Here is a 24629-nt window from a genome sequence, read left to right as displayed (position 1 = left end):
GTTCTGCGACCTGGACAGCCACGACGACCTGTGCCGTGACTTTGCGAATCAGATTCCTGCCGTGGTGGTTTCCGTGCACTACCGGCGTGCACCCGAAGAAGGACGGTGGCCCGCCGCGGCCGAGGACGTCTATGCGGCCACCGTTTGGGCGGCAGAGCACATCACCGAACTCGGCGGCGACCCGAACAGGCTGCTGGTCGGCGGCGACAGCGCCGGAGGCAACCTTGCGGCCGTCACCGCTTTGATGGCACGCGACCGCGGCCAGCTGCAGCTGAACGGTCAACTGCTGCTGTACCCGGTCATCGCTGCCGACTTCGACACGCCGTCCTACCGTCAGTTCGGCCGCGGCTACTACAACCCGAAGCCCGCATTGCAGTGGTACTGGGATCAATACGTGCCCAGCGTCGCCGATCGGTCCAACCCCTATGCGTCTCCCCTAAAGTCCACGGACCTGTCCGGGCTGGCGCCGGCGGTGGTGGTGATAGCGGGCCATGACCCGCTGCGCGACGAGGGACGCGCCTACTCCGAGGCGCTGCGCGGCGCGGGTGTTCCCACGGTGGTGCGCTACTTCGAAGGCGGTGTGCACGGCTTCATGACCATGCCCAGCCTCGACATCTGCCACCGGGCCCGGGCCCAGGCGTGCGCATCACTGATCGGGCTCCTGGGCCCGTCCGTCACGAGGTAGCCGACGGGTCTTCGGACGGCACGCTCATGGGCGCGGCTTGGCCATAGCGCTGTTGTGGGTCCAGGACGCAGTGCGTGCGCGTGAAAACGGTCACCATGCACTTGTTGTTGTGGTTGCAGCGGCTGCGCACCTCGGGATCGCCGATCATCTTGTTGACCAGATCCGGTTCCCGCAGCAGTGCCCTGCCCATCGCCATGAAGTCGAAGCCCTCACGCATGCCGGTCACCAGATGGTCACGGTTGGTGATGCCACCGAGAAGAATCAGCTTGGTGTTAACCATGATCGGCACGAACTGACGTGCTGCGGGCAGCATGTACAGGTCCTCATACGGATAGTTGCCCATCGCCCACTTACCCATCACACGTACGCCGGGGCGCAGCGCAGGTGGCATCACTCGGGCGAACTCGCGCACCGGCACATCACCGCGAAAAAGGTACATCGGTTTGAACACCGATGAGCCCTGGGTCAATTCGATGGCATCCAGTGTCCGGTCGGCGTCCAGAAGCTGTGCGGTGCGCAGCGCCTCGTCGATCCAGATGCTGCCGGGCAACCCGTCGTCCATGTCCAACTTCGCGATGACGGCGATCCGCTCGCCGACGACCTCGCGGACGCGACGCGCGATCTCCCGCACGAACCGCGACCGGTTGTCGATATCGCCCCCGTACTCGTCCTTGCGCCGGTTGATCAGGGGCGAAAGAAACGAGCTGGGCAGATACAGGTGGCCGAAATGCAGTTCGACGGCGTCAAAACCCGCGTCGACTGCCACCTGCGCCGCAGCGCCGAACTGATCTATGACGTCGACGATCTCATCGCGCCGTATCTCCCGGCAATAGGCGAAAGAGGTGGGATTGACAAAGCGGCTCGGCGCGATCGCGGTGACGCCGGTCAGCTTCTTCTGGGCGACCACACCGGCATGGCCGAGTTGAGCGGAGATGGCGGCGCCCGCCTCATGCACCGCGTCGGTGAGCTTCTTGAGGCCCGGCAGAGCCTTGGCGTCCATCACGATCTGCCCCGGCGCGCTGGCCCCCTGCTTGGACACGCAGCAGTATGCGACCGTGGTCATGCCGACCCCGCCCCTGGCAAAGCTCAGGTGAAAATCGATCAGATCGTCGGTGACCCGCCCCTCGGGTGAACGGCCTTCGGATGTCGCGGCCTTGATGACGCGATTGCGCAGTCGGACCGGACCGAGCTGAGCCGGCGCGAACGGATTCGGGCTGAGATCGTTCATCGCCTAACCGTCCTCGCTGTCGACGGCGTCCGTCAACGCCTGTCTCCCGATGTCCGGGACTACAGTCGGTCTCACGACCGGCCCGCCCCTAGCCTGGTCGCATGGCTGACGGTGAGGTCTTCGTCATCGACCGTGTGCTGACCAAACCGGGGCAAGCGCGACGGTTCGTCGATCGCTACCTCGCCGAGTATGCGCCCGGGGCCACGCATCGCGGGATGACCCTGCGAAGTGTGCTGGTCAGTCCGCCCATCTGGTTCGACGACGAGTCGAACACCGTCACGATCACGTGGGCGTTGCCCGGCCCGCTGGCCTGGTGGCAGATGACCTGGCAGGGCCGCAGTGATCCCCGGCTGGGTCAATGGTGGTCGGAGATCGATGAGTTGGTGGCCGCGCGCACCCGCTCGGTTGCGGCCGCGGCAACAGATGTCGACATGCTGTGTGCGCTCGAGGGCGAAGCCGATGTTTAACGTAACCAGACTCCTCGACGTCGAGCCGGGCGAACTCGACCGGGTGCTGGCCGGCCTGCGAGCGTTGGCCGAACACAGCGGCGCCTTGAGTTGGGTCATCGAACCAACCGAGCCCGGCTCGCGAAATGGTGGCGACATCGTGGTGCACCTGCGCTTCTCCGAAGAGCCGGTCTGGCGCAGTGTCGAGTCACGGTTTGCCGCAGCGCTGGACGATGCTGCGATCACGCGGGTCAACGGCGCCACGTACCGAGGCCGCCCGACCAGCACGGGCCGGACCGGTACGGTCTATCGGACGCTCCTGCTGCGAGTAGAGCCGGAGACACCACCGCAGACCGTGGCCCGATTCGAGGCTGAGCTGAAGTCGATGGCCGACTATGTCAGCACCATCTGCGCATGGCAGCTGAGCACAGTGGGCGAGGCGACGGGCACCACCGCCTGGACGCATGTGTTCGAGCAGGAGTTCACCGATGTGGCCGGGCTGGTGAGCCCGTATCTGATGCACCCGATCCACTGGGCAGTGGTGGACCGTTGGTTCGATCCTGAGACCACCGACGTGATCGTTCGCGAGCGCGTCTGCCATAGCTTCTGCACAACGGACCGTGGCGTTCTAGGGCCCTGACGCCGTCACAGCCCGGCGGGCAGGATGTTCGGATTGGCGGTCTGCGGAGGTTCCAGGGGCGGAAGCACCGTTGCCCCGTCGAGACTGTGCACTGCCAGCTTCTGCGACCACGGGTAGTGCAGGCTGAAGGCCACCAGTCCGGTGCGCTCCGCCGCCGGAAGGTGGCACATCGCCAAGACCGTCTCGGCCAGGTACTCCACCGGCTCGGTGGGAAACGAATCCGGTATCAGGGCGGCCGCACCGGGGGTGCGCACGGCGCTTGACGGTCCGACGGCGTTCACGGCGATGTTGGAGTCCAGCAGTTCGGCCGCCACCCCCTGGGTGAATCGGTGCAAGGCGGACTTCATCGACGCGTACACGACGTCACCGGCCGACTTGTTGTATTCGCGGTAGGGCCGGACCGGGGCAAGCCCGGTGACAGAGCCGATGTTGACGATCCAACCCGCCCCCTGTCGCCGCATGTGCGGGATCGCCGCCTGGGTCAGCGCGAACGGCGTGCGCAGGTAGTGTTCGACGGTGCGGTCGAAGGTCGCCATCGACATGTTCTCGACCACGTCGTAGTCGGCATATCCGGCGTTGTTGACCAAGATGTCGATGCGACCGGTTCGCTCGACCACGTTGTCGACCAACCCGGCTCGCTGCTGTCGATCCTCCAAGTCTGCGGCGATGCCGAAGGCCTTACCACCGGCCGCCTCGATAAGCGCGACGGTCTCGTCGATCGTGCCCGGCAAGGCCTCGGTCTGCCCCGCGCGTGTCGACGGCGAAGCCTGATGGGAGCGCGCGGTCACCGCGACCGTCGCCCCTTCCGCTGCCAGCCGCTGCGCGATCGCCCGTCCGATCCCGCGACTGCTGCCCGTCACCAATGCTGTTCTTCCACTGAGCAGTCGTGTCATCGAAGGATGAGGTCTTCCTCGATCGGCGCACGGTGACTCTGCCACACATCGATCAGCCGGAACGGGAACGCGGTCACGATCCGCCCACCGCCGGAGCGATAGTAGGTGTGCGCGGTGGGTGTGTGGCACCAGACGGTGTCTGCCATCGCCTGGTCGATCTGTCCGACGTAGCCGGTGAACGCCTCCGGCGTCACCTCAATGGTCGCGACGCCGCGCAACGCCATGAGCTGCAGGCATTCCATCACGAAGTGGACCATCACCTCCACGCCGAAGTTATGCCCGGCGCCATGACCCGGGCTGTAGTTCGGTGCCGACGAGATGAACAGGTTGGGGAAACCGGGCACCATGCCGCCCCGGTATGCGCTCGGGCTGGCGCCCCAGACCTCATTGAGCCTGATGCCGTCGCGACCGCGGATATCCACTGTCGACAAGAAATCCAGGTGGTAGCCGGTGGCGTAGACGATGACGTCCAGGTCTATCTGCCGACCGTCTTGAGTGACGATTCCACGCTCGTTGACCCGAGCCGGCTCGCTGGCCTCGACATCGACATGGGACTCGGTCAAGGCTTGGTAGTAGCCACCGGGGTCGCGGATGATGCGTTTGCCGTACGGCGCAAAGTCGGGGGTGACCTTCTTCGCCAGCTCTGAATCGGCGCCGAAGACCCGATCGATGTAGTCCAGGCACATCTGCAGCAGCCGGTCGTTGGCCGGTGAGATCGACAGGTGGTCTGCCGCCCACTCGGGGTCTCGCACGATAACGGGATAGTTGTTGTCGGCGGTTCCCCAGAACGACTTGAGGCGAGTCCAGTTGGCGTAGAACGGGATATTCGTGTTGAGCCACCTGCGGTGTTCGGGCACGTCATCGGTCAGGCGCTTGCGGGGCGCCACCCAATGCGGCTGCCGCTGGAACACCGTCAGATGCTTGACGTCGCCGACGCAGGCATCGACGATCTGTACCGCGGTACAGCCGGCCCCGATGATCGCCACCTTCTTGCCGCGCAGGTCAAGGTTCGGGTCCCATTGCGCGGAATGGATGCTCACGCCGCCAAAGGAGGCTGCGCCGTCGATGTCGGGCAGTCGCGGACGGTTGAGGTAACCGGCTGCCGGGATCACCACGTTGGCGTAGCCGACCTCGCGAGCGCCGTCGGGACCAGCGGTGTGCACCTGCCACTTGTTGAGCTGCTCGTCCCACCAAAGCGCCTCGACCTCGGTGCTGAACCTGGTATGGCTGCGCAGATCGTTTTCCGTGGCAACCGACTCCAGATACTTCTGATACTCAGCGCCTTGCGGATAGTAGCTCGACCACGCGGCGTTGATGTCGCGCGACAGCGAATAGTAAGCCGACGGGGTGTCGACACCGATGCCCGGGTAGACGGTGGTGTACCAGGTGCCGCCCACCTCGTCGTTGCGGTCGATGATCTCGTATTCGATTCCGGCGGCAGCGCATTCCAGGGCAGCGGCCATACCGGCAATTCCGGCGCCGACAATGACGACTTTGAACTCCTTCGGGAGCTCGGCGGTACGCGGCAGCACCGGCTGTGACGGGTGAAACCCGCCCTGCTCCAACAACAGCCCCACATACTCGTCACCCACTTCGGTGCCCAGTGCCAGTGGCGCGATCCGGGCAAAAAGTCCGGGATCGTCGCTGGGCAGCGCGCTTGCCGGACGCGGACGACCGAGCGCTTCGATCACCGACTCCACCAGCGCCTCGCGAGTCTCGGGGTCGGTGACACCGACCTGCTCCGGGGGGTCGGGCTCGAACGAGATCTTGCCGGCGAACCGGTCGACCACGGCGGGGTCTCCGGACAGTTGCGCCAGCACCGCAACCAGCACTCCGGCGTCGGCCTGGCCCAGATAATGCCGCAGTTCGCCGGGATCCGAACCCCTATGGTCGGCTGACACGGTCGCGTCGGTCGTCATCGAACCTCCTTGCTCGAGGCCTGAGTATGTGTCCGCCCGCTGCTGTCCGCCCGCGTCCTGTCTACTCAGCGGGACGTGGCTTGGCGGGGGCCCGCCCGCCGGCCCTACAGTCCAGGCCATGAACGAGCTGGATGACATGCTCGCCGCGGCACGCAGTCACGCACTCGGTGACATCCCGCGACGCTCGGCGCGCAAACAGCCGGGCAAGATCGCTGTGATCGACGGCGATGTCCGCCTGACTTTCGCCGAGTTCGAGCGCCTGGTCGATCGCACCTCGGCGGCGTTGCAGGACAACGGGTTGCGCTGCGGTGACCGTGTCGCGGTGCTGTCGCACAACTGTTGGCAGTACGCGGTGCTGGCTTTCGCCACCGCACGAGCGGGTGTGGTGTTGATACCGATCAACTTCATGCTGACCGCCGAGGAGATCTCGTTCATCCTCGAGCACAGCCGAGCGGTGGGCCTGATCGCCGAAGCCGACCTGGCGTCCACCGCCGCCACCGCGATGCGGCTCGGCGGCCACGTGCGAACGACGGCCGCCTTTGCCCTCCCCGGACAAACCCTGCCATCGGGCTGGGACGACTTCAGCCGATGGTTGCAGACCACGTCCACCGCGCCCCGACCGCACGTCGCCGACGATCAGCTCATTCGGCTGATGTACACCAGCGGTACGGAGTCGCACCCCAAAGGCGCGATGCATTCCACCCGAAGTCTGATGGGCAACTACATCAGTTCGATCATCGCCGGCTCGATGACAGGCACCGACATCGTGGTCCACTCCCTGCCGCTGTATCACTGCGCGCAGCTGGACAACTTCTTGATCCCCGCCGTCTACCTCGGCGCCACCAGCGTCATTCTGCCGCGACCGGAACCCGAACTGGTGCTGCGGTCGATCGAAACATACAGCGCCACCAGCTATTTTGCGCCACCAACAGTGTGGATCTCGCTGCTGCGATCCCCGCTCCTCAAACAGGTGGACCTGTCCAGTCTGCGTAAGGGCTACTACGGCGCCTCGGCGATGCCCGCCGAGATCCTTGCCGAGATGCGCGAACGGCTGCCCGAACTGCGGTTGTGGAACTTCTACGGCCAGACCGAGATGGCCCCCTTGGCATCGGCTCTGGGACCTGAGGAGCAGGACACCCACGCCGGCTCTGCGGGGAGACCGGTGATCAATGTGGAAACGGCGATCGTCGACGAGGACAACATCCCCGTCGACCCCGGCGTCGTCGGCGAGATCGTTCATCGAAGTCCGCATCTGATGCTCGGCTACCTCGACGACGAAGAGAAGACGGCGGATGCGTTCCGCGGCAGCTGGTTCCACTCCGGCGATCTCGGCTACTACGACGCGCACGGACTGCTGCATGTCGTGGACCGCAAGAAGGACATGATCAAGACCGGCGGCGAGAATGTCGCCAGCCGCGAAGTCGAAGAGGTCATCTACCGGCATCCCGGCGTTCAGGAAGTCGCCGTATTCGGGCTGCCTCACCCGCGTTGGGTGGAAGCGGTGGTCGCCGCCGTGGTGGTCCGCGACGGAATCCTGATCACCGAAGACGAACTCCTCGGCCACTGCCGTGCGCATCTGGCCGGATTCAAAACGCCCAAGCAGCTGTTCTTCGTCGACTCGTTGCCCAAGAATCCGAGTGGGAAACTGCTCAAACGCCTGTTACGCGAACGGTTCAGCGCTGAGGAGGTTGCGGCAGGGGCAGGGGATCCCGGTCCATCCCGGTAGGGCGCAGAACGCAACGAGTCCGCTCGAAGATCGTCACCATGCAACTGTTGCAATGCGTGCACAGCGAGCTCGTATCTGCGTCCGCCTCGATACTTTTGACCAGATACGGGTTTCGCAGCAGGCTTCGGGCCATCGCTACGAAATCAAATCCTTCGCTCATCGCCCGATCCATGCTGCGACGGTCGGTGATGCCGCCGAGCAGAATCAACGGCATGCTCAGTTCATGCCGGAACTGACGAGCCATGTCGAGTAGATAGAGTTCTTCGAACGGGTACTGACGTAGGAAGCGCCGGCCAGCGGTAGCCAGGAGCCAGCTCAGCGGGCGCGGAAAAGCTGCCGCGAATTCGGTGCGGGGCGCTCGGCCTCGGAAGTAGTACATCGGATTGAGCAGCGAACTGCCCGCCGTGAGCTGAAGCGCGTCCAGCGCACCGTCATCTTGCAGCCATCGACCGATCTGCAAGGCCTCTTCCAGGCGCAGGCCACCTCGAATACCGTCTGCCATATTGAGTTTCGCGGTGATCGCTATGCGGTGTCCGACACGCTCTCTGACCGCTAAGGCAATCTCGCGGGCTAACCGGGCTCGATTCATGAGGCTGCCGCCGTAACCGTCGCGGCGACGGTTCAGCAGCGGACTGAAGAATGAGCTGACGAGATAGTTGTGTCCGAAATGCAGCTCCACCGCATCAAAGCCGGACGCAGCCGCCAAGGCCGCCGCTCTGGCGTGGTCGGCGACGATCCGGCTCAGGTCGTCGGCATCCGGACGGCGGCTGGATGCCATCCCGAGTGGACTGAACAGTCTGCTCGGGGAGACCGCAGGCAGCCCGTTGGACCGGGCGTTCGCAACGGGACCGGCATGCCCCAACTGTGCACACACAGCGGCACCCTCGGCACGGACGGCATCGGTCAAGCGCTGCAGCCCGTCGACTGCCTCCGGCGCCATGAGGATCTGGTCCCGTTCAGTTCGCCCCTCCGGCGACACAGCACAGTAAGCCACGGTCGTCATCCCGACGCCGCCTGCGGCGAGAGCACGATGGAAGTCGATCAGGTCGCCGGTGACGGCGCCGCCGGGCGTGCGCGCCTCGAAAGTCGCCGCTTTGATGACGCGGTTCCGCAGCGTGACTGGCCCAAGCGTCGCCTTACCGAGGACGTCGGCGGCCACGGTATTCACGGGCGGGCCACCGGCGCTGAGAGCCCCGCCGTGACGAAATCTCGCAGGGCCATCACCTGCTCATCGGTGAGTCGACGGTCGCCGGCGAGCGGGTCACCGAACTGCACGAAGATCAGCTCGAACGCCATCATCCACCGGCGTGCGGCATCTCGCTCACTCAATCCAGCCACCTGGGCGGACAGTATGCGCGCCCAGGGTGTCACCGTGAACCATTTTCTGGTCCACTCGATTTCATTGCGGGCCAACAGCAGACGCGCCAACAGGTGCAGATACAGCCGCCCTGCCGGATCGGCGGCCAGCGTCGCAATCGGATCCACCACGATCTGGACCGCGGTACCGATCGGCATCACATAGTCGGCCGTGACCTCAGGCAGCGCTTCTGCCCACAGTGGGCCCAAACGGGCCTCTAACAGCGCCGTCACCAACCCCACTTTCGATCCGAAATGGTAGTGCACCGCGGCCGGATTCACCCCGGCCGCGACGCAAACGGCACGGACCGACACCGCCTCATAGCCGGATTCGAGCAACAGTCGTTCGGTCACGTTCAGCAGCTTCTCGCGAGTGGAGGTCTCGGTGCCGGTCATAGCAGCATTAGATCAGACTTCAATCACTGATTCAATCAGTGATTGCTCGCGGGCGCGCCCACCAGTCACTGTGATCTGGTTCGTGCCTGCACTGACCGCTGGGCGGGAAACACCCTGGGCCCGGCGACCGGGCCACGGATAGCCTCCGGCACGGGCACTGCGCCGGTTCTGGCTGCGACGGCACCACCGCAGCGGGCGCCTGACATCGAATCTGATTTCGCATGAAAGGAACTCAGCCGTGAGTCCACGCCAAAACACGGGTCGCATCGCCCGGTTCGACGAACCCGGAAAGCCGTTCGAGATCGACACGGTCCCGTTGCCCGAAGTCGGCCCGGGCCAGATCCTGATCAAAGTGACCCGGGCCAACATCTGCGGCTCCGATGTGCACGCCTGGCACGGAACCTTCGCCACCCGCGGCCTGGGCGGCCAGCTTCCCACGGTTCTCGGTCACGAAATGGTCGGATCGGTGTCCGAACTCGGCGAGGGCGTCACCGCTGATTCCAACGGCAGGCAGCTGAGCGTCGGCACCCGAGTGGTCTTCCCGTACTTCTTCTGCTGCCACACCTGCCGCAACTGTCTGGCCGGGCGCCGCAACGCCTGCCTGAACCTCAAGATGGCGATGCTGGGCCGCGCCGATGAACCGCCGTACTTCGTCGGCGGCTACGGCGACTATTTCCTGCTACCGGCCGGCGCGGTGGTCTACACCGTCCCGGACTCCGTCTCCGACGAGATCGCGGCCGGCGCCAACTGCGCTCTGTCGCAGGTGATGTACGGGCTGGAACGGGTTGATCAGCAGCTCGGCGAGTACGTGGTCGTCCAGGGCGCAGGCGCGCTCGGCCTGTATGCCGTCGCAGTGGCCAAGGCCCGCGGCGCCGCCAAGGTAATCGCCATCGACGGCATCCCGGAGCGACTCGAACTGGCCAAGACGTTCGGCGCTGACGTCGTCATCGACATCACCGAAGTCACCACTGAGAAGGAACGCGCCAAGCTCGTCCGCAAACTCACCGACGGGCAGGGCGCCGACGTGGTGGTCGAAGTGGTCGGTCATCCCTCGGCGATCGACGAGGGCCTCAAGCTGCTCGGCCAGTTCGGCCGCTATGTCGAGATCGGCAACATCAACATCGGCAAGTCTTTCGAGTTCGACCCGTCTCGTTTCGTCTTCGGCAACAAGACCATGGTCGGGGTCTCGCTCTATGACCCGGCCGTGCTGTCTCGGGCCCTGGACTTCCTGGCGGAGCATCAGCACAGATTGCCCTTCGAACGGCTCGCCTCCGCCTGCTACTCGCTCGACGACATCAACGAAGCCTTCGCCGCCGCCGAAGGCAAACGCGATGTCCGCGCCAGCATCGTCCCGTAGAAACGCAGATGAGCGGAGAGCAACCATGAGCAACAACCACGACTACACGCGCACCAAGCTCTTCATCGACGGGCAATGGGTGCAACCCGACGGCACGGGCATCGTCGAGGTGATCGACCCGGCGACGGAGGAGGTCTGCGGCCATGTCCCCAGCGGTACCGAAGCCGACGTCGACGCCGCGGTCACCGCGGCACGCGCCGCGTTCGATCCGCTGATCAGCGTCACGGAACGGCGAGAGCGTCTCGATGCGGTGATCACCGCAATGCAACGGCGACTGCCCGACATCGCCGAGACCATCACGCGTGAAATGGGCGCCCCGATCCGCATCGCACAGGGCGTGCAGACGCAGGTACCGCTTGCCGTCGCTCGCGGATTCGCCGAGGCCCTGGCCACATTCGAATTCGAGGAGCGGATCGGCAATTCACTGGTGGTGCGGGAGCCCTACGGCGTAGTCGCGGCGATCACACCGTGGAACTACCCGCTGTACCAAGTGGTCGCCAAAGTCCTGCCCGCCATAGCAGCCGGTTGTACCGTCGTGCTCAAACCCAGCAACGAGGCTCCCCTGTCGGTATTCGAGTTCGTCGACGCGATCGCGGATGCGGGTCTGCCGCCGGGGGTGGTCAACCTGGTATCGGGACCCGGCCGGATCATCGGCGAGCGGATGTCGAGTCATCCCGATGTGGACTTCGTCTCGTTCACCGGATCCACCGCGGTGGGAAGCCGAGTCGGGGAACTGGCCGGCAAGTCCATCAAGAAGGTTGCGCTGGAGCTCGGCGGCAAATCGGCCAACGTGATCCTTGACGGCGCCGACCTGGCCACCGCGATCAAGGTCGGCGTCGGAAATGCCTTCCTCAACGGTGGCCAAACCTGCATGGCCTGGACCCGGATGCTGGTGCCGCTGTCCCGATACAGTGAAGCCTTGGATCTGGTGCAGGCCGCGGTTTCGAAGTACTCGGTCGGGGCCCCTTGGGATCCGGGCACCCGGCTCGGTCCGTCGGCCTCGGAAGCTCAGTATCAATCGGTGCTCGGCTTCATCGAGCGGGCGCCGCGCGATGGCGCCCGCCTCCTGACCGGGGGCGGCCACAAGCTGCCCGACGTGGGCTACTACATCGCCCCCACCGTCTTCGCCGACGTCCACCCGGACTCCGAACTGGGCCAGGAAGAGGTGTTCGGGCCGGTGCTGGCCGTCATTCCGTTCCGCGACACCGACGAGGCGCTGAGCATCGCCAACGGCACGCCCTACGGCCTATCGGGTGCGGTATGGGCGGCCGACGACGACACCGCGATCGCCTTCGCCCGCCAGGTAGAGTCCGGTCAGATCGATGTCAACGGCGGCAAGTACAACCCCGCGGCACCCTTCGGCGGCTACAAGAAATCCGGGATCGGACGGGAGCTGGGGCGAATCGGGTTCGAGGAGTACCTGCAGATCAAGTCACTGCAGTTGCCCTGATCAGCGCCCGACCGCGACGACCCAGCTCCGCAAGCCAGAATCGAGGTATTCCCATCATGAGCACAACAACCGGTCCGCTGGTCATCGCGCCCGAAGGCGCCGTGCAGGTGTGGACCATCAACCTGCCGCACCTGGGCAATGCCATCACCGACCAGGACTTCATCACCGCGTTCGAGGGCGCAGTCGATGCCGCCAATTCCGATACCGGCGTGCGGGCGGTGATCCTCACCGGCGCCGGAAAGATCTTCTCAGCCGGCGGCAACGTCAAAGACATGGCCAACCACGAGGGCATGTTCGGGCTGGAAGCAATCGAGCAGCGTTACGCCTACGTCGACGGAATACAGCGCCTACCACGAGCGCTGGCGCGTCTCGAGGTTCCGATCATCGCGGCGGTCAACGGCGCGGCGGTCGGCGCCGGCTGCGATCTGGCCACGATGTGCGACATCAGGATCGCCTCCGAACGTGCTTCTTTCGCCGAGAGTTTCGTACAGATCGGGCTTGTCCCCGGCGACGGCGGCACCTGGTTTCTGCAACGGGCCATCGGCTACGAGCGGGCCGCCGAGATGACCCTGACCGGCGACCGCATCGATGCGGCCACCGCCCACGCGTGGGGGCTGGTCAGCCGAGTGGTCCCCCACGAAGATCTCATGAGCGCAGCGATGGGGCTCGCGGAGCGGATCGTCAAGAATCCCCCGCATGCCCTGCGGATGGCCAAGCGTCTGCTGCAGGAATCACGAACCGGTCTGCTGGAATCCACGCTGGCCATGGCCGCAGCGATGCAGCCCCTGGCGCACCGCGACGCCGAGCATGAGCGGCGCATCGCCCAGTGGCGGAGCGTCTGATGGCCCTCCCCCGCCTGGTCCCCGCGGCGACCGCGGAGTCGGCGGACACCGCTGCACTGCGAGCCGAAGTCCGGGCATTTGTCGCCGAACAGCTCGCGGCGGGCCGTTTCACCCCGTCGGTGGATGCCTGGCTGTGCGGTTGGGACGAAGACTTCACCCGGGCGCTGGCCGCCCGGGGCTGGTTGGGCATGACCGTGCCGAAAGAATACGGCGGACATGGACGTTCGTTTCTGGAGCGATTCGTCGTCACCGAGGAGCTGCTGGCGGCCGGCGCGCCGGTGGCGGCGCACTGGATCGCCGATCGACAGATCGTCCCCGCACTGCTGAAGTACGGCACCGAAGCACACAAGCGAGAGTTCCTGCCGAAGATCACCGCCGGTGAGTGCTTCTTCGGTATCGGCATGAGCGAGCCGGACTCCGGTTCGGATCTCGCCAGCGTGCGGACCCGTGCGGTTGCGACCGACGGCGGTTGGAGCTTGACGGGCACCAAGGTCTGGACGTCGGGAGCACACCGCGCCCACGCGTTCATCGTGCTCGCTCGCACCGCGCCGGTCGATCCCGCTCACCGGCACGCCGGACTCAGCCAGTTCATCGTGCGGTTCGCCGACCCCGGCGTCGAAGTACGGCCCATCATCTCGATGAACGGCGGGCACCACTTCAACGAAGTCATCCTCGATGACGCATTCGTACCCGACACCATGGTTTTCGGTGCGATCGGCGATGGGTGGCACCAGGTCACGTCCGAACTCGCCTTCGAGCGCAGCGGACCCGAGCGACTGCTCTCCACTTTCCCGCTGCTGGCCGCTTCCGCGGAAGTGATGGCCGGCCAGGCGATCGGCCGCGATGCCGACCTGGGTCGTCTGGTGGCCAGGGTTGCGGGGCTGCACCGGATGTCCACCGCTGTGGCCGGCGCTCTGGAACGGCGTGAGCCCGCCGACGTCGCGGCCGCTGTGGTCAAGGTGCTCGGCACGACTACCGAAGGCGACATCGCCGATTTCGCCGACCTGTACGCCGGCGACGACTCGACCATCGGATCCCGGTACCGCGAGCTGGTCGGTTCCGCGGTGGATCAACGCCCCGGCTTCACGCTGCGTGGCGGCACGAACGAGGTGCTGCGCGGCGTGATCGCGCGCGGATTGGGACTGCGATGACCAACACTGGAGCCACGGACGCCACCGTCGACCTCGACCTGGTCAAGATGATCGATGCGGTGCTGGCGGAGCACCGCGCAAACCGGCCGCACCGCGCACCGATCACTCGCGACATCGAATTATGGTCGCGTCTGGATCAATTGGGCCTGGTCCGACTGTCGGGTTCGGAACGGTCCGGGGGAAGCGGTGCGGGTTGGCACGAAGCGGCCGAGCTGATCGCCGCGGCGGTCCGCCACGGTGTACGCACCCCGTTGGCCGAACATGACGTGTTGGCCTGCTGGCTGCTCGAAGCCGTCGGCGCCCCGGTCGACGGGGGCGCACGCACCGTCTGCATCCTCGATGTGGCCGGCACCGCAACGGCAGTGCCGTGGGCCTCGACGGCTGACCGGATCGTGGCCGTCTGGCCGGACGGACCGCACTACCTCATGGCTGACGTGGATCGCACAGACCTGCGAATCACGGCGGGCGCCAACCTTATCGGAGAGCCCCGCGACACCGTCACCGCCGATATCGCTGCGCTGAGCGGGAAGGTGGTCACCACGGACCTGGTCACGCAGCTGCGGCGCAAGTGTGCCTTGGTGCGAGCGATCCAGGTCTGCGCGGCATTGGACAGCATCCTCGAGTTGTCCGTCGAATTCGCGGCGGCACGGCATCAATTCGGCCGGCCGCTGTCGAAGTTCCAGGCGATCCAGCATCTGATCTCCGATATGGCCGCAGAAGCAGCACTGGCGCGCGCGGCCACCGAAGCTGCCCTGGCAGCGGCTGTCGCCAGCGACTGGTCGGCATCCAACTTGGGATTCCTCGTCGCCGTGGCGCGCTCCTGCGCCGGGCACGCCACCTCGGTCGCAGTCCGAAACGGCCACCAGATCTTCGGCGCCATCGGTACCACCATCGAACATCGACTGCACGAGTACACCCGTGCCGCCCTGGCCTGGCGATCGGAGTACGGATCCGTCCGGTACTGGGACGAGGAGGTCACGCGTGCCGCACTGGCCGCCGGGGCGTCCGGTCTGTGGAGCCTGATAACCGACTGACCCGATGTTCCACTGATCGGTTACCCGCGTGCCATCGGCCCCGGATTCCCGGTTGACTCCCAAGAGCCCACCTTCGGGTTCCGCACGATCGACACCGGGAGACGACTTTCGTGAGTACTGACGCTGCCATCTCGCTGGCCGAGCTGCAAAACTTCATCGGCCGGTTCTGGTACCACTACGATCAGGCCGACTACGCGCAGATGGGTGCAGCGTTCGCCGGCGATGCCGTCTACCTCAGCCGCAGCGACTCCGGCTCCTGCCCGTTCGAAGAATCCCTCGCCGCGGAGCTGAGCACCGCAGCGGAGATCGTTCCCTGGCTGACCGAGCACCGTCAGGCCAGCCCGTACCCGCTGCGGCATCACACCACCAACCTGCACATCACCGGCACGGACGGCGACATCACCTCAGCCCGCTTCTACATCTTCGTCAATCAGGTGACGAACTTCGTGCCGTTCGCCGTGTCCAGCGGGATCGCCGAGGTCGATGTGCGCCGCAAAGCCAGCGGCTCCGGCGAGCTGGAGTTCACCAAGATGTCGGTCATCCTGGATGCGACCAACTCCGAACCGCTCTCCGGCGCCGGGCTGCAGGGCGCCGCGGATGCCTCGGCGAACAGCTGACCGGTGCGTACCGCTGAGACGAGCCCAGCCGAGATCTTCGGCGGTGGTGTCGCCGTCATCACCGGGGCCGGCGCCGGTATCGGCGCCGGCCTGGCCCGTCACGCTCACCGCCTGGGGATGTCGGTGGTCTTAGCCGATGTCGACGGCGCCGCCATTGCGGCGATGCGCGACGAGATCGTCGCCGACGGCGGTGCGGCCCTCGACGTGGTCTGCGACGTCCGCGACCCCGAGGCGTTGGCGGCCCTCGCCGAGCGCACCCAGCGCGAGATCGGACCGGTACGGCTGCTGGTCAACAATGCCGGCGTGGAGCAGTTCGGGTATCTGTGGGATACGCCGGTGGCCAATTGGAACCGCGTGATGGACATCAACGTCAGCGGTGTGTTCCACGGCGTCCGAGCCTTTCTGCCCACGATGATCGCCGCCGGCGAACCGGCCTGGATCTGGAACCTGTCGTCGATCGGGGGCGTGGCAGCCGTTCCCCTGCAGACCCCCTACATCGTCAGCAAGCACGCAGTCCTGGCGCTGACCGAGTGTCTGCGCCTGGAGGTCCAGTTGGCCGGTCATGACGACCACATCCATGTCCAGGCGGTGCTGCCCGGTGCGGTGAAGTCCAACATCTTCGAAGCGGCGGGCGGCGTAAGTGCCGACGTCGACGGCGCGGACGTCGATGCGGCCGACTCACAACGCGACGCGATGTTGGCGATCAAAGCGGGGGCGATGGATCCTCTCGACGCCGCCGCAGTGATTTTCGAGCAGTCCGCTCAAGGCGCGTTCTATGTGTTGACGCAGCCCGAGTATGTGCGTTCGGCGATGGCCGAGCGGGCCGAAGCGCTGCGCACCCTGGTCCCGCCGTCGTTGCGCGACAAACGCCGTTTCGATCCCGCCAAACACTAGGAGCCCAGCTGTGAACGGGCCGTACGTCCCCGCGTTAGACCCCGATGCCGCCGCCCGGGTTGCGTCATTCGGCGAGCCGACGCCGATTCGGCAGCGCGGCCTCGCCGTGGTGCGCGCAGCCCTGGAATCCGCGCCACTGCCCCCCGATATGGCCGAGATGGCCGAGATCATCGACGCCGAGGCCGAAGGTCCGGGCGGCCCGATTCCGCTGCGGATCTACCGGCCGCACTCCGCTGAGCAGCGCTCGCCGGTGATCGTCCACCTCCATGGCGGCGGACTGGTCATGGGCTCCAATCACTCATTCGAGCCGATGGCCCGGGCGATGGCAGCAGCGAGCGGTGCGGTGGTGGTGGCCGTCGACTATCGACTGGCACCGGAGAATCCTCCGCCTGCACAGTTCGAGGACGCGATGGCAGCCACCGAGTGGACCGCTGCCCATGCGGATGACCTGAAACTGGATCCGCGCAAGCTGGTCGTCTCCGGCGACAGCGCCGGCGGCGGTGTGGCCGCGGCGGTCGCCCTGGCGATCCGGGACCACGGCGGCCCCCCGATCTTCGCCCAGCTGCTGATGTACCCGGGAGTGGACCGCGACATGGCCGCATACTCGGTTCTTCGCCGTGCGGATGCCCCGATGCTGACCCACGACGACATCGTCTACCTACACGAACTCGCCGACCTCGGTGCGGGATCCCCGCACGACGTCCGCCGCGTCCCGGCCTACGCCACCGACCTGCGCGGCCTACCCCAGGCCATCGTCGTCACCGCGGAGCTCGACCCGATCACCGACTGGGGTGAGCGCTATGCCGGCCGGCTGCGCGATGCGGGGGTACAGACCACGATCACCCGCTACCCGGGCATCTACCACGGCTTTCTCATGCGGTCGGAGGCGACCGCACGAGGACGGTTGGCGATGGCAGAGATAGGCGCGCTGCTACGCGCCAAATTCGCACACCCCATGCCGTTCTAGGCAGCTGCGTTGCGCGGCTGACACCCGACTGACGTCCCGATGATCGGACACAAGGGGTTCGGGATGGCGGTGGCGCAGCACACAATCGAGACCAGCAACGGGCGTGCGGTTCAGCGCCGGAACTACAGAAAAGGAGTCCCTGTGATGCTCACCGAAGAGCGGCGGATGGAGCTGTCCGACATCCTGCGCCCCGCTTCGCCGCCCCGCGAGATCGCCGATGTCTACACCGAAGACCAGCGCGAGCGCCTCCTGGACGTGGTCCGCAGGGACGGGCCGTGGCGGCTGATCATCGCGCAGCACTTCGCCTCCCCCGAAGAACTCATCGCCACCATGAGCGGCAAGTTTCCGGAGGGCTTCACTCCGACCTTGGATCTGTTCCTGACACCCACCTTTCGCGGCTTTCTGGCCAATCACGGCACAGTGCTCTACCCCGAGCTACACGACTGCTTCTACAACGCCGGGTTCTTGGACATGGCCAAGTCGTATTGGAACGCCGAGTACGCCAAGCCTCAGATGATGTTGTTCAACATCAACGGCCCGTGCGCCAACCGTGACCCGGGACATCTCGATTCGCCGAGTTTTCGCGGTGTGCGTTACGAAAACGCCCCGACCTGGCTGGTCAGCGTCATGGGCAAGTCCGGCCTGTTCGCCGACTACATGATCAAGATGGCGCAGGTCATCACGTGGTTCTCCTTGGACGAGGGCAGCGGGTTCACCTACTGGCCCAACGGCCCGCTGCGTGCACCCGAGCGCATTCTCCCGCCGGTCTACAACCGTGGCGTGGTGGTGCAGAACGAGATGCTCGTGCACCGGGGCGAGGCGAACGGTCCGCTCGAACAACAGGTTCCCGCCGGGCTGGCATTCGACACGGTGTTCGCCGGCGACGCGGAGTCCCGCGACCACTGGGTGCTCAAGAACGGCGACGACGTCATCGCACGCCATCACACAGACGAGCTCCGATTCCTGGTGCACTGGTCATCTGAGGTCTACCAGGACTACGACGAGCTCAAGAAGAACATGGATCACTCCGACGATCTGACGATCGACAAGGCCATCGACATGATGGTCGATGACTTGAGCAAAAGGGGCTACAAACTCGACATCCCGAGCGAGCCGCTGCACGACGCCGCGTTCATCGGCGCACTGAACGCGGGCTACGACCTCGGCGGCCCTGCGGTGTATCCGCAAGAAGCGCCGTTGAGCGCCTTCCAGCTCGCCTGAGCTGCCCCACTTTCCGGTGTGGTCCTGCCTCATCGGCAGGACCACACCACGGTAAATCACCAATGGTTAAGCAGGAGCGGCCGGCGCCTTCGCCAACTTCAGCGCCCTTCTCGCCTCCTGGCCTTTGGCGATCTTGATAGCGGCTTCACGCGGGTCGGGCGCCCCTGCGGCAAGTCGGTGGTTCTCTTCACCACGCGTATAGGTCCACACGCAAAATGGCTCGCCCTCTTTGAATTTGAGGTCTGGCGGCGGAATATTGATGTCGAGCTTACAACCGGGAAAGAACGGCGCCGAGATCCGCTGTTCAAATGTGCAGTTCATAAAGGCTCGAGCCGGCGGGTACAACCCTTCGTCCATGTATCTTTGCATCACCTCGCAGCGGCGCATGTTCAGGACGACGTAGTCCGGGTTGATGACGATGTACTCGCCGCCGTAACCCATGGTTCCGTCGATACTCATACAGGCCATCTTGAGGTAGTCGACGACATGCACCGGTTCGATGTTGAGGACCTTCGACAGCTTGGGGTACTGGTAGTCGATGATCATCTGGTACATGCCCGGGAGAGCGAGCCAAACGTCCTCTTCGGGAATGATTTTCGTCCATTGATCAATGAAGTAGTTGTGCCCCTTGAGGTACTGGTCCCAATAAGTCCTTATCAGCCGGAGCAACGCCGGCTTGGTGAGGTCCTCAGTTTGAACGTCGAACGGAATAGCCTGGTACTGGGCGTCTTTCCAGTCCCAACCTGGCGGCGCGATATATCTGCCCATGGGCATCACCTGACGCAAGCCGGCGCGCGATACACGGGCGGCGACGTCCATGGCGGCGTTGATGCCGACCTTCTCCGCGTAGGTGGTGACGTGCGCGTACGTCGTGAAGTTCAGGGTGTCTTCGAAGACGCGGGCCAGCCCAAGGAGGAAATCCCTGGAGAAGTCCTGGATGTTGCCGACTTCGCCCGTGAAGTCGTGCGTGTAGTCGTTGTAGTTCAACTCTTCAACCGCTTCGCTCATCGAGCTCATTCCTTTCGTCGAGATTGCCGAGCCGGCAAACACCGCTCGCACCGCCACCGGGTGTCAAGCGCCGTGAACGCCCCGCATGCGGATGGCATATCCTGCATACGTGGCAGTTTCTGCCACCCGCAAATGTAGGTGTGGCAACCCAGGCTGATGGCACGAATTCCACTCAGTGGGAGGGCGGGTGCGTACCGGCCGCACGGGAGAATGCGAGCCGCTGCGATTACGATGACCTGGGAATATGCGCGACTCGCCAGAGCAGAGGAGCAGTGCGTGAGGAAGCTGACGCTCACCGAGCGACGGGGCGAGGAACTCCGCATGTCCATCGCATTGGCCACACGCGATATCTTCCTCGCCGATGGCGACACATCGGCGACGGTGGAGCGGATCTGCGATGCGGCCGGAGTGGCGCCACGCACGTTTCACCGGCATTTTCCGGTCAAAGAAGACGTCGTCATGCCGTTATTGCGGAGTTTCGGCGACCTAAGCGTAGAGGTCCTCCGTAACGCGCCCGCCTCCAGCAACAGCATCGCCACACTGGTTGAAGCGTTCTGTACCGAGGTGCCCCGCCGCGGTCACGTTGAGGTTGACCGTCAATTTCTGGCGTTGATCATCTCCGATCCCCAGTATCGCCTCCGGTGGTTGGACTGGGGAGAAGGCTTGGTGCAGCCGATCTCTGAGTTCCTCAGCGCGCGCTACGACCTCGGCGATGATCCGTTCATCCGCGAGCTGCCCGCCCACCTGATGGTGCAAATCTGTCGGCAGGCCTACCTGTATTGGGTGGCCAGCGGCGACTTCGCTGAATTGGAGCGCGCGGTGCGTGCGGGTGCCACGATGGTTGTCGCAACACTGTCCCCGCGGTGATACCGGACCTTTTCATCGGCGGCGATCAGAGCCCATCAAGCACGGGTAACGAACCCGCGCCGACAGCCTCCTCGATCGAAGCGCGCAGGCGTGCGCACACCAGGAAGGTGCCCGGCCTCAGGTCCGCGCCGCAGACCGAGGGACGCTCGCCCACACTCTGCCGTTCCCGGCACCGGGCCATGGCAGCGCCGTTCCATTGCACACTGGTCTGTTCCCAGCTGCTCTTACGGGCCAGTACCCGGGCGCCGCACGATCCGCAGCGCACCGGCGTCATCGGCGCGTCGCTCAACCGGTTGTCAGGAAGCATGTTCCGAGGTCGTCAGTCCTACCAGCCGAGGCAGCCGATTGGCGGCGATGTTGTCCTGCACTTCGCTCATCCAGGCCTCACGGGGACGGGTGGTGTCGATCTCGAACTCGAATCGATCAACCATGTCGTTGGTGACGTCGTCGACGTCGACATAGAACTGCTCGTACCACCGGCGCACCTGGTAGACGGGTCCGTCCTCCTCGCACAGCAGCGGATTGTCGATGCGGGCCTTGCGCCGCCAGATGGCCACGTCCTGCTCGAAGCCCATCTTCACGAAGTCGCCGAGCGCGACGGCCATCTGCATCGCAGCATCCTCCGGCAGACCCTCCGACTTCTCCACGGTGATGCCGTACTGCAGGACAAACGAATTCGCGTCAATCGGGTAGTGGCAGTTGAGCAACACGGTCCGTTGATCGCCGTGCTCGTAATGGTAGGTGAGGTCGTCGATCATGAACGAGGGGCCGTAGTAGGACGCCACCGATGTCGTTCCGAGAATCGCGGCACCCTCGCCGGAGCCGAGATCCGGTCGCGCTTCACTCTTGTAGTACTGGGTGGCGATGTGCCCCTCGAACACGTTCTTGAAGGCGGTCGGCAGACCGCCGTGAATGTAGAAGAAGTGCGCCATGTCGACGATGTTGTCGATGATCTCGCGACAATTCGTGTTGACGATCGTGCTGTACCAATGCCAATCGGTCCACTGGTCGCCACCGACACCTTCGATGCGCGGAATCGTGACGTCGGGCGGCGGCGCCTTCTTCTCCGGGTCGTTCCAGGCGAACAGCATGCCGTCCTGCTCCATGGTCGGCCAGGTTGCGGTACGGGCCAGCTTGGGGACCCGTCGACTGTAGGGAATCTTCTTGCAGCGGCCATCGCCGCCCCAACGCCAGTCGTGGAACGGACAGGCGATCTCGTTGCCCTTGACCTCACCGTCGGACAGATCGCCGCCCATGTGCCGGCAGTAGGCGTCCAGGACATTGATCTTGCCGTCCTCGCCGCGGAAGACCACCAACTTGCCGCCGAAGGCATTGATCGAGTGCGGTTTTCCGTCGCCCAGATCACGGGTCAGTCCGAGGCAGTGCCAGCCTCGCGCGTAGCGCGCCGGGGCGGCCTGCGCCTCGATCTCACGGACCTCTTCGGAGCCGTTGTGCTCTGACGGTGTCATTCCGGCCATCCTCGCTGTTCATCGCCTGTAGGAGCTGCTTTGGTTCTAGCACCGCGCGAGGTGATGAACGGGGCGGTGTTCCACTGACCGGGCAGGGTGGCGATATCTCGTCGTTGCCCGTCGGACAATCAGTCGGTGACCGATCCACACAACATCACTGTCGATCTGCTCGTAGTCGGTTCTGGTACCGGAATGGCGGCGGCGCTGGCCGCACATGAGGCGGGCTTGTCGACACTGATCGTGGAGAAGACCTCGTACGTCGGAGGGTCGACGGCGCGTTCGGGCGGTGCGTTCTGGATGCCGGCCAACCCGATTCTCGCCCGGTCCGGGTCTGACGACACGCTGGCAGCTGGACGCACCTACCTCGACTCGGTCGTCGGCGCGGCGTCAGCTCACGACCGGGCACACGCCTTCCTCTACTACGGTGGGCCCACGGTTCAGATGCTGCAACGCACCACCCCGATGAAATTTCAATGGGCAAAGGGCTATTCGGACTATCATCCCGAAAGGTCCGGGGGCAGCGCGATCGGGCGCACCTGCGAATGCCGGCCGTTCAACACCGCTGTGCTCGGCCCGGAACTGGCCCGGTTGCGTCCCGGCGTGATGAAGTCGTCGTTTCCCATGCCGGTGACCGGCGCTGACTATCGCTGGCTCAACCTGATGGTCCGGGTTCCACGAAAGTCGTGGCCCCGGATCCTCCTTCGCGCCTTCCAGGGCATCGGGGGGCTCGCTTTGCGAAGGCGATACGCCGCGGGCGGACAGGCGTTGGCGGCAGGCATGTTCGCCGGCGTCCTGCGCGCCGGTATCCCGGTATGGACCGACTCCCCGGTCTCCGAGCTGCTTGTCGACGGCAACCGCGTTGTCGGTGCCGTTGTGAACCGCAGTGGCACCCCGGTGGCCGTCACCGCCCGTCGTGGTGTCGTGCTGGCTGCGGGCGGCTTCGACCATCGGATGGACTGGCGCCACAAGTTTCAATCCGAGCGGCTCGGCGAGCATGCCAGCCTCGGTGCCGAAGGGAACGTCGGCGACGGCATTCGCCTGGCTCAGGATTCCTGCGGCGCCGGCACTGCGCTGATGGACCAGGCATGGTGGTTTCCGGCTTTCGCGCCGCTGCCCGGCGGCGAGCCGACGGTGATGCTTGCCGAACGATCCCTTCCCGGTTGCCTGCTGGTCGACCAGAACGGGCAACGATTCGTCAACGAAGCCGTCGACTACATGTCGTTCGGACAGCAGCTGCTCGAACGCGAACGCGCGGGCAACCCGGTCGAGGCGATGTGGATGATCTTCGATCAGAGGTACCGCAACAGCTATCTCATGGCCGCAGAACTGTTCCCGCGGATGCCGATCCCCACCACGTGGTATGACGCCGGTATCGCGCACCGGGCCGACGATATAACGGCCCTGGCGCGTGCGATCGGTGTCGATCCGTCGACGTTCGGCGCCACGCTCGACCGCTTCAACCGGTTGGCCGCCGCAGGTGATGACACCGATTTCGGTCGGGGCGCGAGTGCGTACGACCGCTACTACGGCGACCCGACGATCGCCCCGAATCCGAATCTGCGTCCCCTCGGCAGCGGACCGTTCTACGCCGTAAAGGTGGTTCTCAGCGATCTGGGAACCTGCGGCGGACTTCGCACCGACGTCCGCGGGCGGGTGCTGCGCGAGGACGGGTCGGCCATCGACGGGCTCTACGCGATCGGCAACACCGCGGCCAACGCCTTCGGCGCAAGCTATCCCGGGGCGGGGGCGACGATCGGTCAGGGCCTGGTGTTCGGATACATCGCGGCGCAGCACGCGGCCGGCAAGCTCGAGTGAGCGGGCGACCCGGCCGCTAGGTCTGATCGTCTTCGGCGGCGATACGCCGCTCGACTTCATACCAGTAGTCGCGCACCGGGAACTTCGTACCCTCTTCACCGCCCTTGGCGAAGATCTCATCGACCTCGTCCAAGTCCTTGATCATCTGCAGCGCCAGTTCCCGTTCGGCCGCGTAGTACTCCTCCGACCAGCGCAGCGCCAGCCGGGCGTAGGACCAGGCCGGCTCCTCACCGGTCCAACGGGCCTCGGTTGCCGCCGCACGATGCATCTGCTCGACGTGGGCGACATGCTCGGTGAGAATCTCCCGGAGCCGGCCGGGCTTCATGAGGTGACCGAAAATGACCCGCAGCAACGGGTTGTGCTTGAGCGTGGGAGGTTCGACGGGTTCCTCGTTGGCCCACTTTGTGACCGCGGCCAGTCCGGCGTCGGTGATCCGGTACATCCGTCGACTGCGAACCCCGGCATCAACGCGGGATGTGACCAGCCCCTGCTGCTCAAGCCGCTTCAACTCCGAATAGATCTGACTGTATGCCGGGCTGGAGTAGAAGAACCGGATGGTCCAGTTGAACCACTTCTTGATGTCGTACCCGGAGAGCTCGTCTCCGCCCGAAAGCATCCCCAACAGCGCGCAACCCGTGGGCGACACGC

Annotated in this window: 24 protein-coding genes; 15 read left to right on the top strand and 9 right to left on the bottom strand. The window is 65.2% G+C overall.

What is annotated here, in order from left to right; genetic code table 11:
- On the top strand, positions 1-685 hold a 685-nt coding region (locus LI92_RS05665), incomplete at its 5' end, for an alpha/beta hydrolase (protein ID WP_046316884.1).
- On the opposite strand, the gene LI92_RS05660 is transcribed toward LI92_RS05665, so the two are convergent.
- The gene (locus LI92_RS05660) at positions 675-1913 is read right to left on the bottom strand and encodes an NADH:flavin oxidoreductase (protein WP_046316882.1); all 1239 of its coding nucleotides are present in this window, start codon (positions 1911-1913) and stop codon (positions 675-677) included. The genes LI92_RS05665 and LI92_RS05660 overlap by 11 nt on opposite strands.
- A gap of 101 nt (positions 1914-2014) precedes the next feature.
- Here LI92_RS05660 and LI92_RS05655 point away from each other — a divergent pair, with 101 nt between their 5' ends.
- Complete coding sequence (locus tag LI92_RS05655) at positions 2015-2380, top strand: hypothetical protein (protein WP_046316880.1); 366 nt, start codon at positions 2015-2017, stop codon at positions 2378-2380.
- Positions 2373-2999 carry a Dabb family protein gene (locus tag LI92_RS05650; RefSeq protein WP_046316878.1) on the top strand — a complete coding sequence of 209 codons (627 nt, stop codon included), beginning with the start codon at positions 2373-2375 and terminating at the stop codon, positions 2997-2999. The genes LI92_RS05655 and LI92_RS05650 overlap by 8 nt, the downstream gene beginning before the upstream one ends.
- A 5-nt stretch (positions 3000-3004) precedes the next feature.
- Here the strand turns inward: LI92_RS05650 and LI92_RS05645 are convergent, their stop codons facing one another.
- Positions 3005-3892, bottom strand: a complete 888-nt coding sequence (locus tag LI92_RS05645) for an SDR family NAD(P)-dependent oxidoreductase (RefSeq protein ID WP_046316876.1) — start codon at positions 3890-3892, stop codon at positions 3005-3007.
- Positions 3889-5811, bottom strand: coding sequence for a flavin-containing monooxygenase (locus tag LI92_RS05640; protein WP_046316873.1), 1923 nt, complete (start codon positions 5809-5811; stop codon positions 3889-3891). Before LI92_RS05640 ends, LI92_RS05645 begins: the two co-directional genes overlap by 4 nt.
- Before the next feature lie 118 nt (positions 5812-5929).
- On the opposite strand from LI92_RS05640, the gene LI92_RS05635 reads away from it, so the two are divergent.
- Complete coding sequence (locus LI92_RS05635) at positions 5930-7537, top strand: acyl-CoA synthetase (protein ID WP_046316871.1); 1608 nt, start codon at positions 5930-5932, stop codon at positions 7535-7537.
- Here the strand turns inward: LI92_RS05635 and LI92_RS05630 are convergent.
- Both LI92_RS05630 and LI92_RS05625 read right to left on the bottom strand, forming a co-directional pair.
- Positions 7485-8705 carry an NADH:flavin oxidoreductase gene (locus LI92_RS05630; RefSeq protein WP_152665344.1) on the bottom strand — a complete coding sequence of 407 codons (1221 nt, stop codon included), beginning with the start codon at positions 8703-8705 and terminating at the stop codon, positions 7485-7487. The genes LI92_RS05635 and LI92_RS05630 overlap by 53 nt on opposite strands.
- On the bottom strand, positions 8702-9289 hold the full coding sequence (locus tag LI92_RS05625; protein WP_046316869.1) for a TetR/AcrR family transcriptional regulator: 588 nt from the start codon (positions 9287-9289) through the stop codon (positions 8702-8704). Before LI92_RS05625 ends, LI92_RS05630 begins: the two co-directional genes overlap by 4 nt.
- A gap of 238 nt (positions 9290-9527) precedes the next feature.
- Here LI92_RS05625 and LI92_RS05620 point away from each other — a divergent pair, with 238 nt between their 5' ends.
- From LI92_RS05620 to LI92_RS05580, 9 genes are all read left to right on the top strand, one after another.
- Positions 9528-10646 (top strand): zinc-binding dehydrogenase, encoded by a 1119-nt coding sequence (locus tag LI92_RS05620; RefSeq protein WP_046316867.1) that lies wholly within the window; start codon positions 9528-9530, stop codon positions 10644-10646.
- Positions 10647-10671: 25 nt separating this feature from the next.
- Complete coding sequence (locus LI92_RS05615) at positions 10672-12096, top strand: aldehyde dehydrogenase family protein (protein ID WP_046316865.1); 1425 nt, start codon at positions 10672-10674, stop codon at positions 12094-12096.
- Between the two features lie 56 nt (positions 12097-12152).
- Positions 12153-12938, top strand: a complete 786-nt coding sequence (locus LI92_RS05610; protein ID WP_046316863.1) for a crotonase/enoyl-CoA hydratase family protein — start codon at positions 12153-12155, stop codon at positions 12936-12938.
- The gene (locus LI92_RS05605; RefSeq protein ID WP_046316904.1) at positions 12938-14089 is read left to right on the top strand and encodes an acyl-CoA dehydrogenase family protein; all 1152 of its coding nucleotides are present in this window, start codon (positions 12938-12940) and stop codon (positions 14087-14089) included. The genes LI92_RS05610 and LI92_RS05605 overlap by 1 nt, the downstream gene beginning before the upstream one ends.
- The gene (locus tag LI92_RS05600) at positions 14086-15123 is read left to right on the top strand and encodes an acyl-CoA dehydrogenase family protein (RefSeq protein ID WP_046316861.1); all 1038 of its coding nucleotides are present in this window, start codon (positions 14086-14088) and stop codon (positions 15121-15123) included. The genes LI92_RS05605 and LI92_RS05600 overlap by 4 nt, the downstream gene beginning before the upstream one ends.
- 110 nt (positions 15124-15233) lie before the next feature.
- Complete coding sequence (locus LI92_RS05595) at positions 15234-15740, top strand: nuclear transport factor 2 family protein (RefSeq protein WP_046316858.1); 507 nt, start codon at positions 15234-15236, stop codon at positions 15738-15740.
- 3 nt (positions 15741-15743) lie between these two features.
- The gene (locus tag LI92_RS05590) at positions 15744-16634 is read left to right on the top strand and encodes an SDR family NAD(P)-dependent oxidoreductase (protein WP_046316856.1); all 891 of its coding nucleotides are present in this window, start codon (positions 15744-15746) and stop codon (positions 16632-16634) included.
- Between the two features lie 10 nt (positions 16635-16644).
- Positions 16645-17601, top strand: coding sequence for an alpha/beta hydrolase (locus LI92_RS05585; RefSeq protein WP_286134877.1), 957 nt, complete (start codon positions 16645-16647; stop codon positions 17599-17601).
- A gap of 144 nt (positions 17602-17745) precedes the next feature.
- Positions 17746-18822, top strand: coding sequence for a hypothetical protein (locus LI92_RS05580; protein WP_046316900.1), 1077 nt, complete (start codon positions 17746-17748; stop codon positions 18820-18822).
- Between the two features lie 66 nt (positions 18823-18888).
- Here the strand turns inward: LI92_RS05580 and LI92_RS05575 are convergent, their stop codons facing one another.
- Positions 18889-19830: a hypothetical protein gene (locus LI92_RS05575; RefSeq protein WP_286134876.1), complete on the bottom strand. Its 942-nt coding sequence runs from the start codon at positions 19828-19830 to the stop codon at positions 18889-18891.
- Positions 19831-20106: 276 nt separating this feature from the next.
- Here LI92_RS05575 and LI92_RS05570 point away from each other — a divergent pair, with 276 nt between their 5' ends.
- Entirely contained in the window at positions 20107-20697 is a 591-nt protein-coding gene (locus tag LI92_RS05570; protein WP_286134875.1) for a TetR/AcrR family transcriptional regulator, read from the top strand.
- Between the two features lie 25 nt (positions 20698-20722).
- Here LI92_RS05570 and LI92_RS05565 read toward each other — a convergent pair whose 3' ends face one another.
- A complete protein-coding gene (locus tag LI92_RS05565) occupies positions 20723-21004 on the bottom strand; it encodes a hypothetical protein (protein ID WP_046316854.1) in 282 nt (93 codons plus the stop codon).
- The gene (locus tag LI92_RS05560; protein WP_082109570.1) at positions 20994-22175 is read right to left on the bottom strand and encodes a 3-ketosteroid-9-alpha-hydroxylase subunit A; all 1182 of its coding nucleotides are present in this window, start codon (positions 22173-22175) and stop codon (positions 20994-20996) included. The genes LI92_RS05565 and LI92_RS05560 overlap by 11 nt, the downstream gene beginning before the upstream one ends.
- Positions 22176-22301: 126 nt before the next feature.
- On the opposite strand from LI92_RS05560, the gene LI92_RS05555 reads away from it, so the two are divergent.
- Positions 22302-23981, top strand: coding sequence for a 3-ketosteroid-delta-1-dehydrogenase (locus LI92_RS05555; RefSeq protein WP_046316850.1), 1680 nt, complete (start codon positions 22302-22304; stop codon positions 23979-23981).
- A gap of 16 nt (positions 23982-23997) precedes the next feature.
- On the opposite strand, the gene LI92_RS05550 is transcribed toward LI92_RS05555, so the two are convergent.
- A complete protein-coding gene (locus tag LI92_RS05550; RefSeq protein WP_502691401.1) occupies positions 23998-24597 on the bottom strand; it encodes a PadR family transcriptional regulator in 600 nt (199 codons plus the stop codon).
- Positions 24598-24629 lie beyond the last annotated feature (32 nt).

It is taken from the genome of Mycobacterium sp. UM_Kg1 (assembly GCF_000972925.1).
GTDB lineage: Bacteria > Actinomycetota > Actinomycetes > Mycobacteriales > Mycobacteriaceae > Mycobacterium > Mycobacterium hiberniae.
Note: the sequence above shows the minus strand (reverse complement) of the source record. Positions and strands in the feature narration are given on the sequence as shown.

What these genes read in the sequence shown, in the direction of transcription:
- LI92_RS05660 (WP_046316882.1), bottom strand. Translation starts at nt 1,913, where the DNA reads ATGAACGATCTCAGCCCGAATCCGTTCGCGCCGGCTCAGCTCGGTCCG.
- LI92_RS05655 (WP_046316880.1), top strand. Translation starts at nt 2,015, where the DNA reads ATGGCTGACGGTGAGGTCTTCGTCATCGACCGTGTGCTGACCAAACCG.
- LI92_RS05650 (WP_046316878.1), top strand. Translation starts at nt 2,373, where the DNA reads ATGTTTAACGTAACCAGACTCCTCGACGTCGAGCCGGGCGAACTCGAC.
- LI92_RS05645 (WP_046316876.1), bottom strand. Translation starts at nt 3,892, where the DNA reads ATGACACGACTGCTCAGTGGAAGAACAGCATTGGTGACGGGCAGCAGT.
- LI92_RS05640 (WP_046316873.1), bottom strand. Translation starts at nt 5,811, where the DNA reads ATGACGACCGACGCGACCGTGTCAGCCGACCATAGGGGTTCGGATCCC.
- LI92_RS05635 (WP_046316871.1), top strand. Translation starts at nt 5,930, where the DNA reads ATGAACGAGCTGGATGACATGCTCGCCGCGGCACGCAGTCACGCACTC.
- LI92_RS05625 (WP_046316869.1), bottom strand. Translation starts at nt 9,289, where the DNA reads ATGACCGGCACCGAGACCTCCACTCGCGAGAAGCTGCTGAACGTGACC.
- LI92_RS05615 (WP_046316865.1), top strand. Translation starts at nt 10,672, where the DNA reads ATGAGCAACAACCACGACTACACGCGCACCAAGCTCTTCATCGACGGG.
- LI92_RS05610 (WP_046316863.1), top strand. Translation starts at nt 12,153, where the DNA reads ATGAGCACAACAACCGGTCCGCTGGTCATCGCGCCCGAAGGCGCCGTG.
- LI92_RS05605 (WP_046316904.1), top strand. Translation starts at nt 12,938, where the DNA reads ATGGCCCTCCCCCGCCTGGTCCCCGCGGCGACCGCGGAGTCGGCGGAC.
- LI92_RS05600 (WP_046316861.1), top strand. Translation starts at nt 14,086, where the DNA reads ATGACCAACACTGGAGCCACGGACGCCACCGTCGACCTCGACCTGGTC.
- LI92_RS05580 (WP_046316900.1), top strand. Translation starts at nt 17,746, where the DNA reads ATGCTCACCGAAGAGCGGCGGATGGAGCTGTCCGACATCCTGCGCCCC.
- LI92_RS05575 (WP_286134876.1), bottom strand. Translation starts at nt 19,830, where the DNA reads ATGAGCGAAGCGGTTGAAGAGTTGAACTACAACGACTACACGCACGAC.
- LI92_RS05565 (WP_046316854.1), bottom strand. Translation starts at nt 21,004, where the DNA reads ATGCTTCCTGACAACCGGTTGAGCGACGCGCCGATGACGCCGGTGCGC.
- LI92_RS05560 (WP_082109570.1), bottom strand. Translation starts at nt 22,175, where the DNA reads ATGGCCGGAATGACACCGTCAGAGCACAACGGCTCCGAAGAGGTCCGT.
- LI92_RS05550 (WP_502691401.1), bottom strand. Translation starts at nt 24,597, where the DNA reads ATGCTTTCGGGCGGAGACGAGCTCTCCGGGTACGACATCAAGAAGTGG.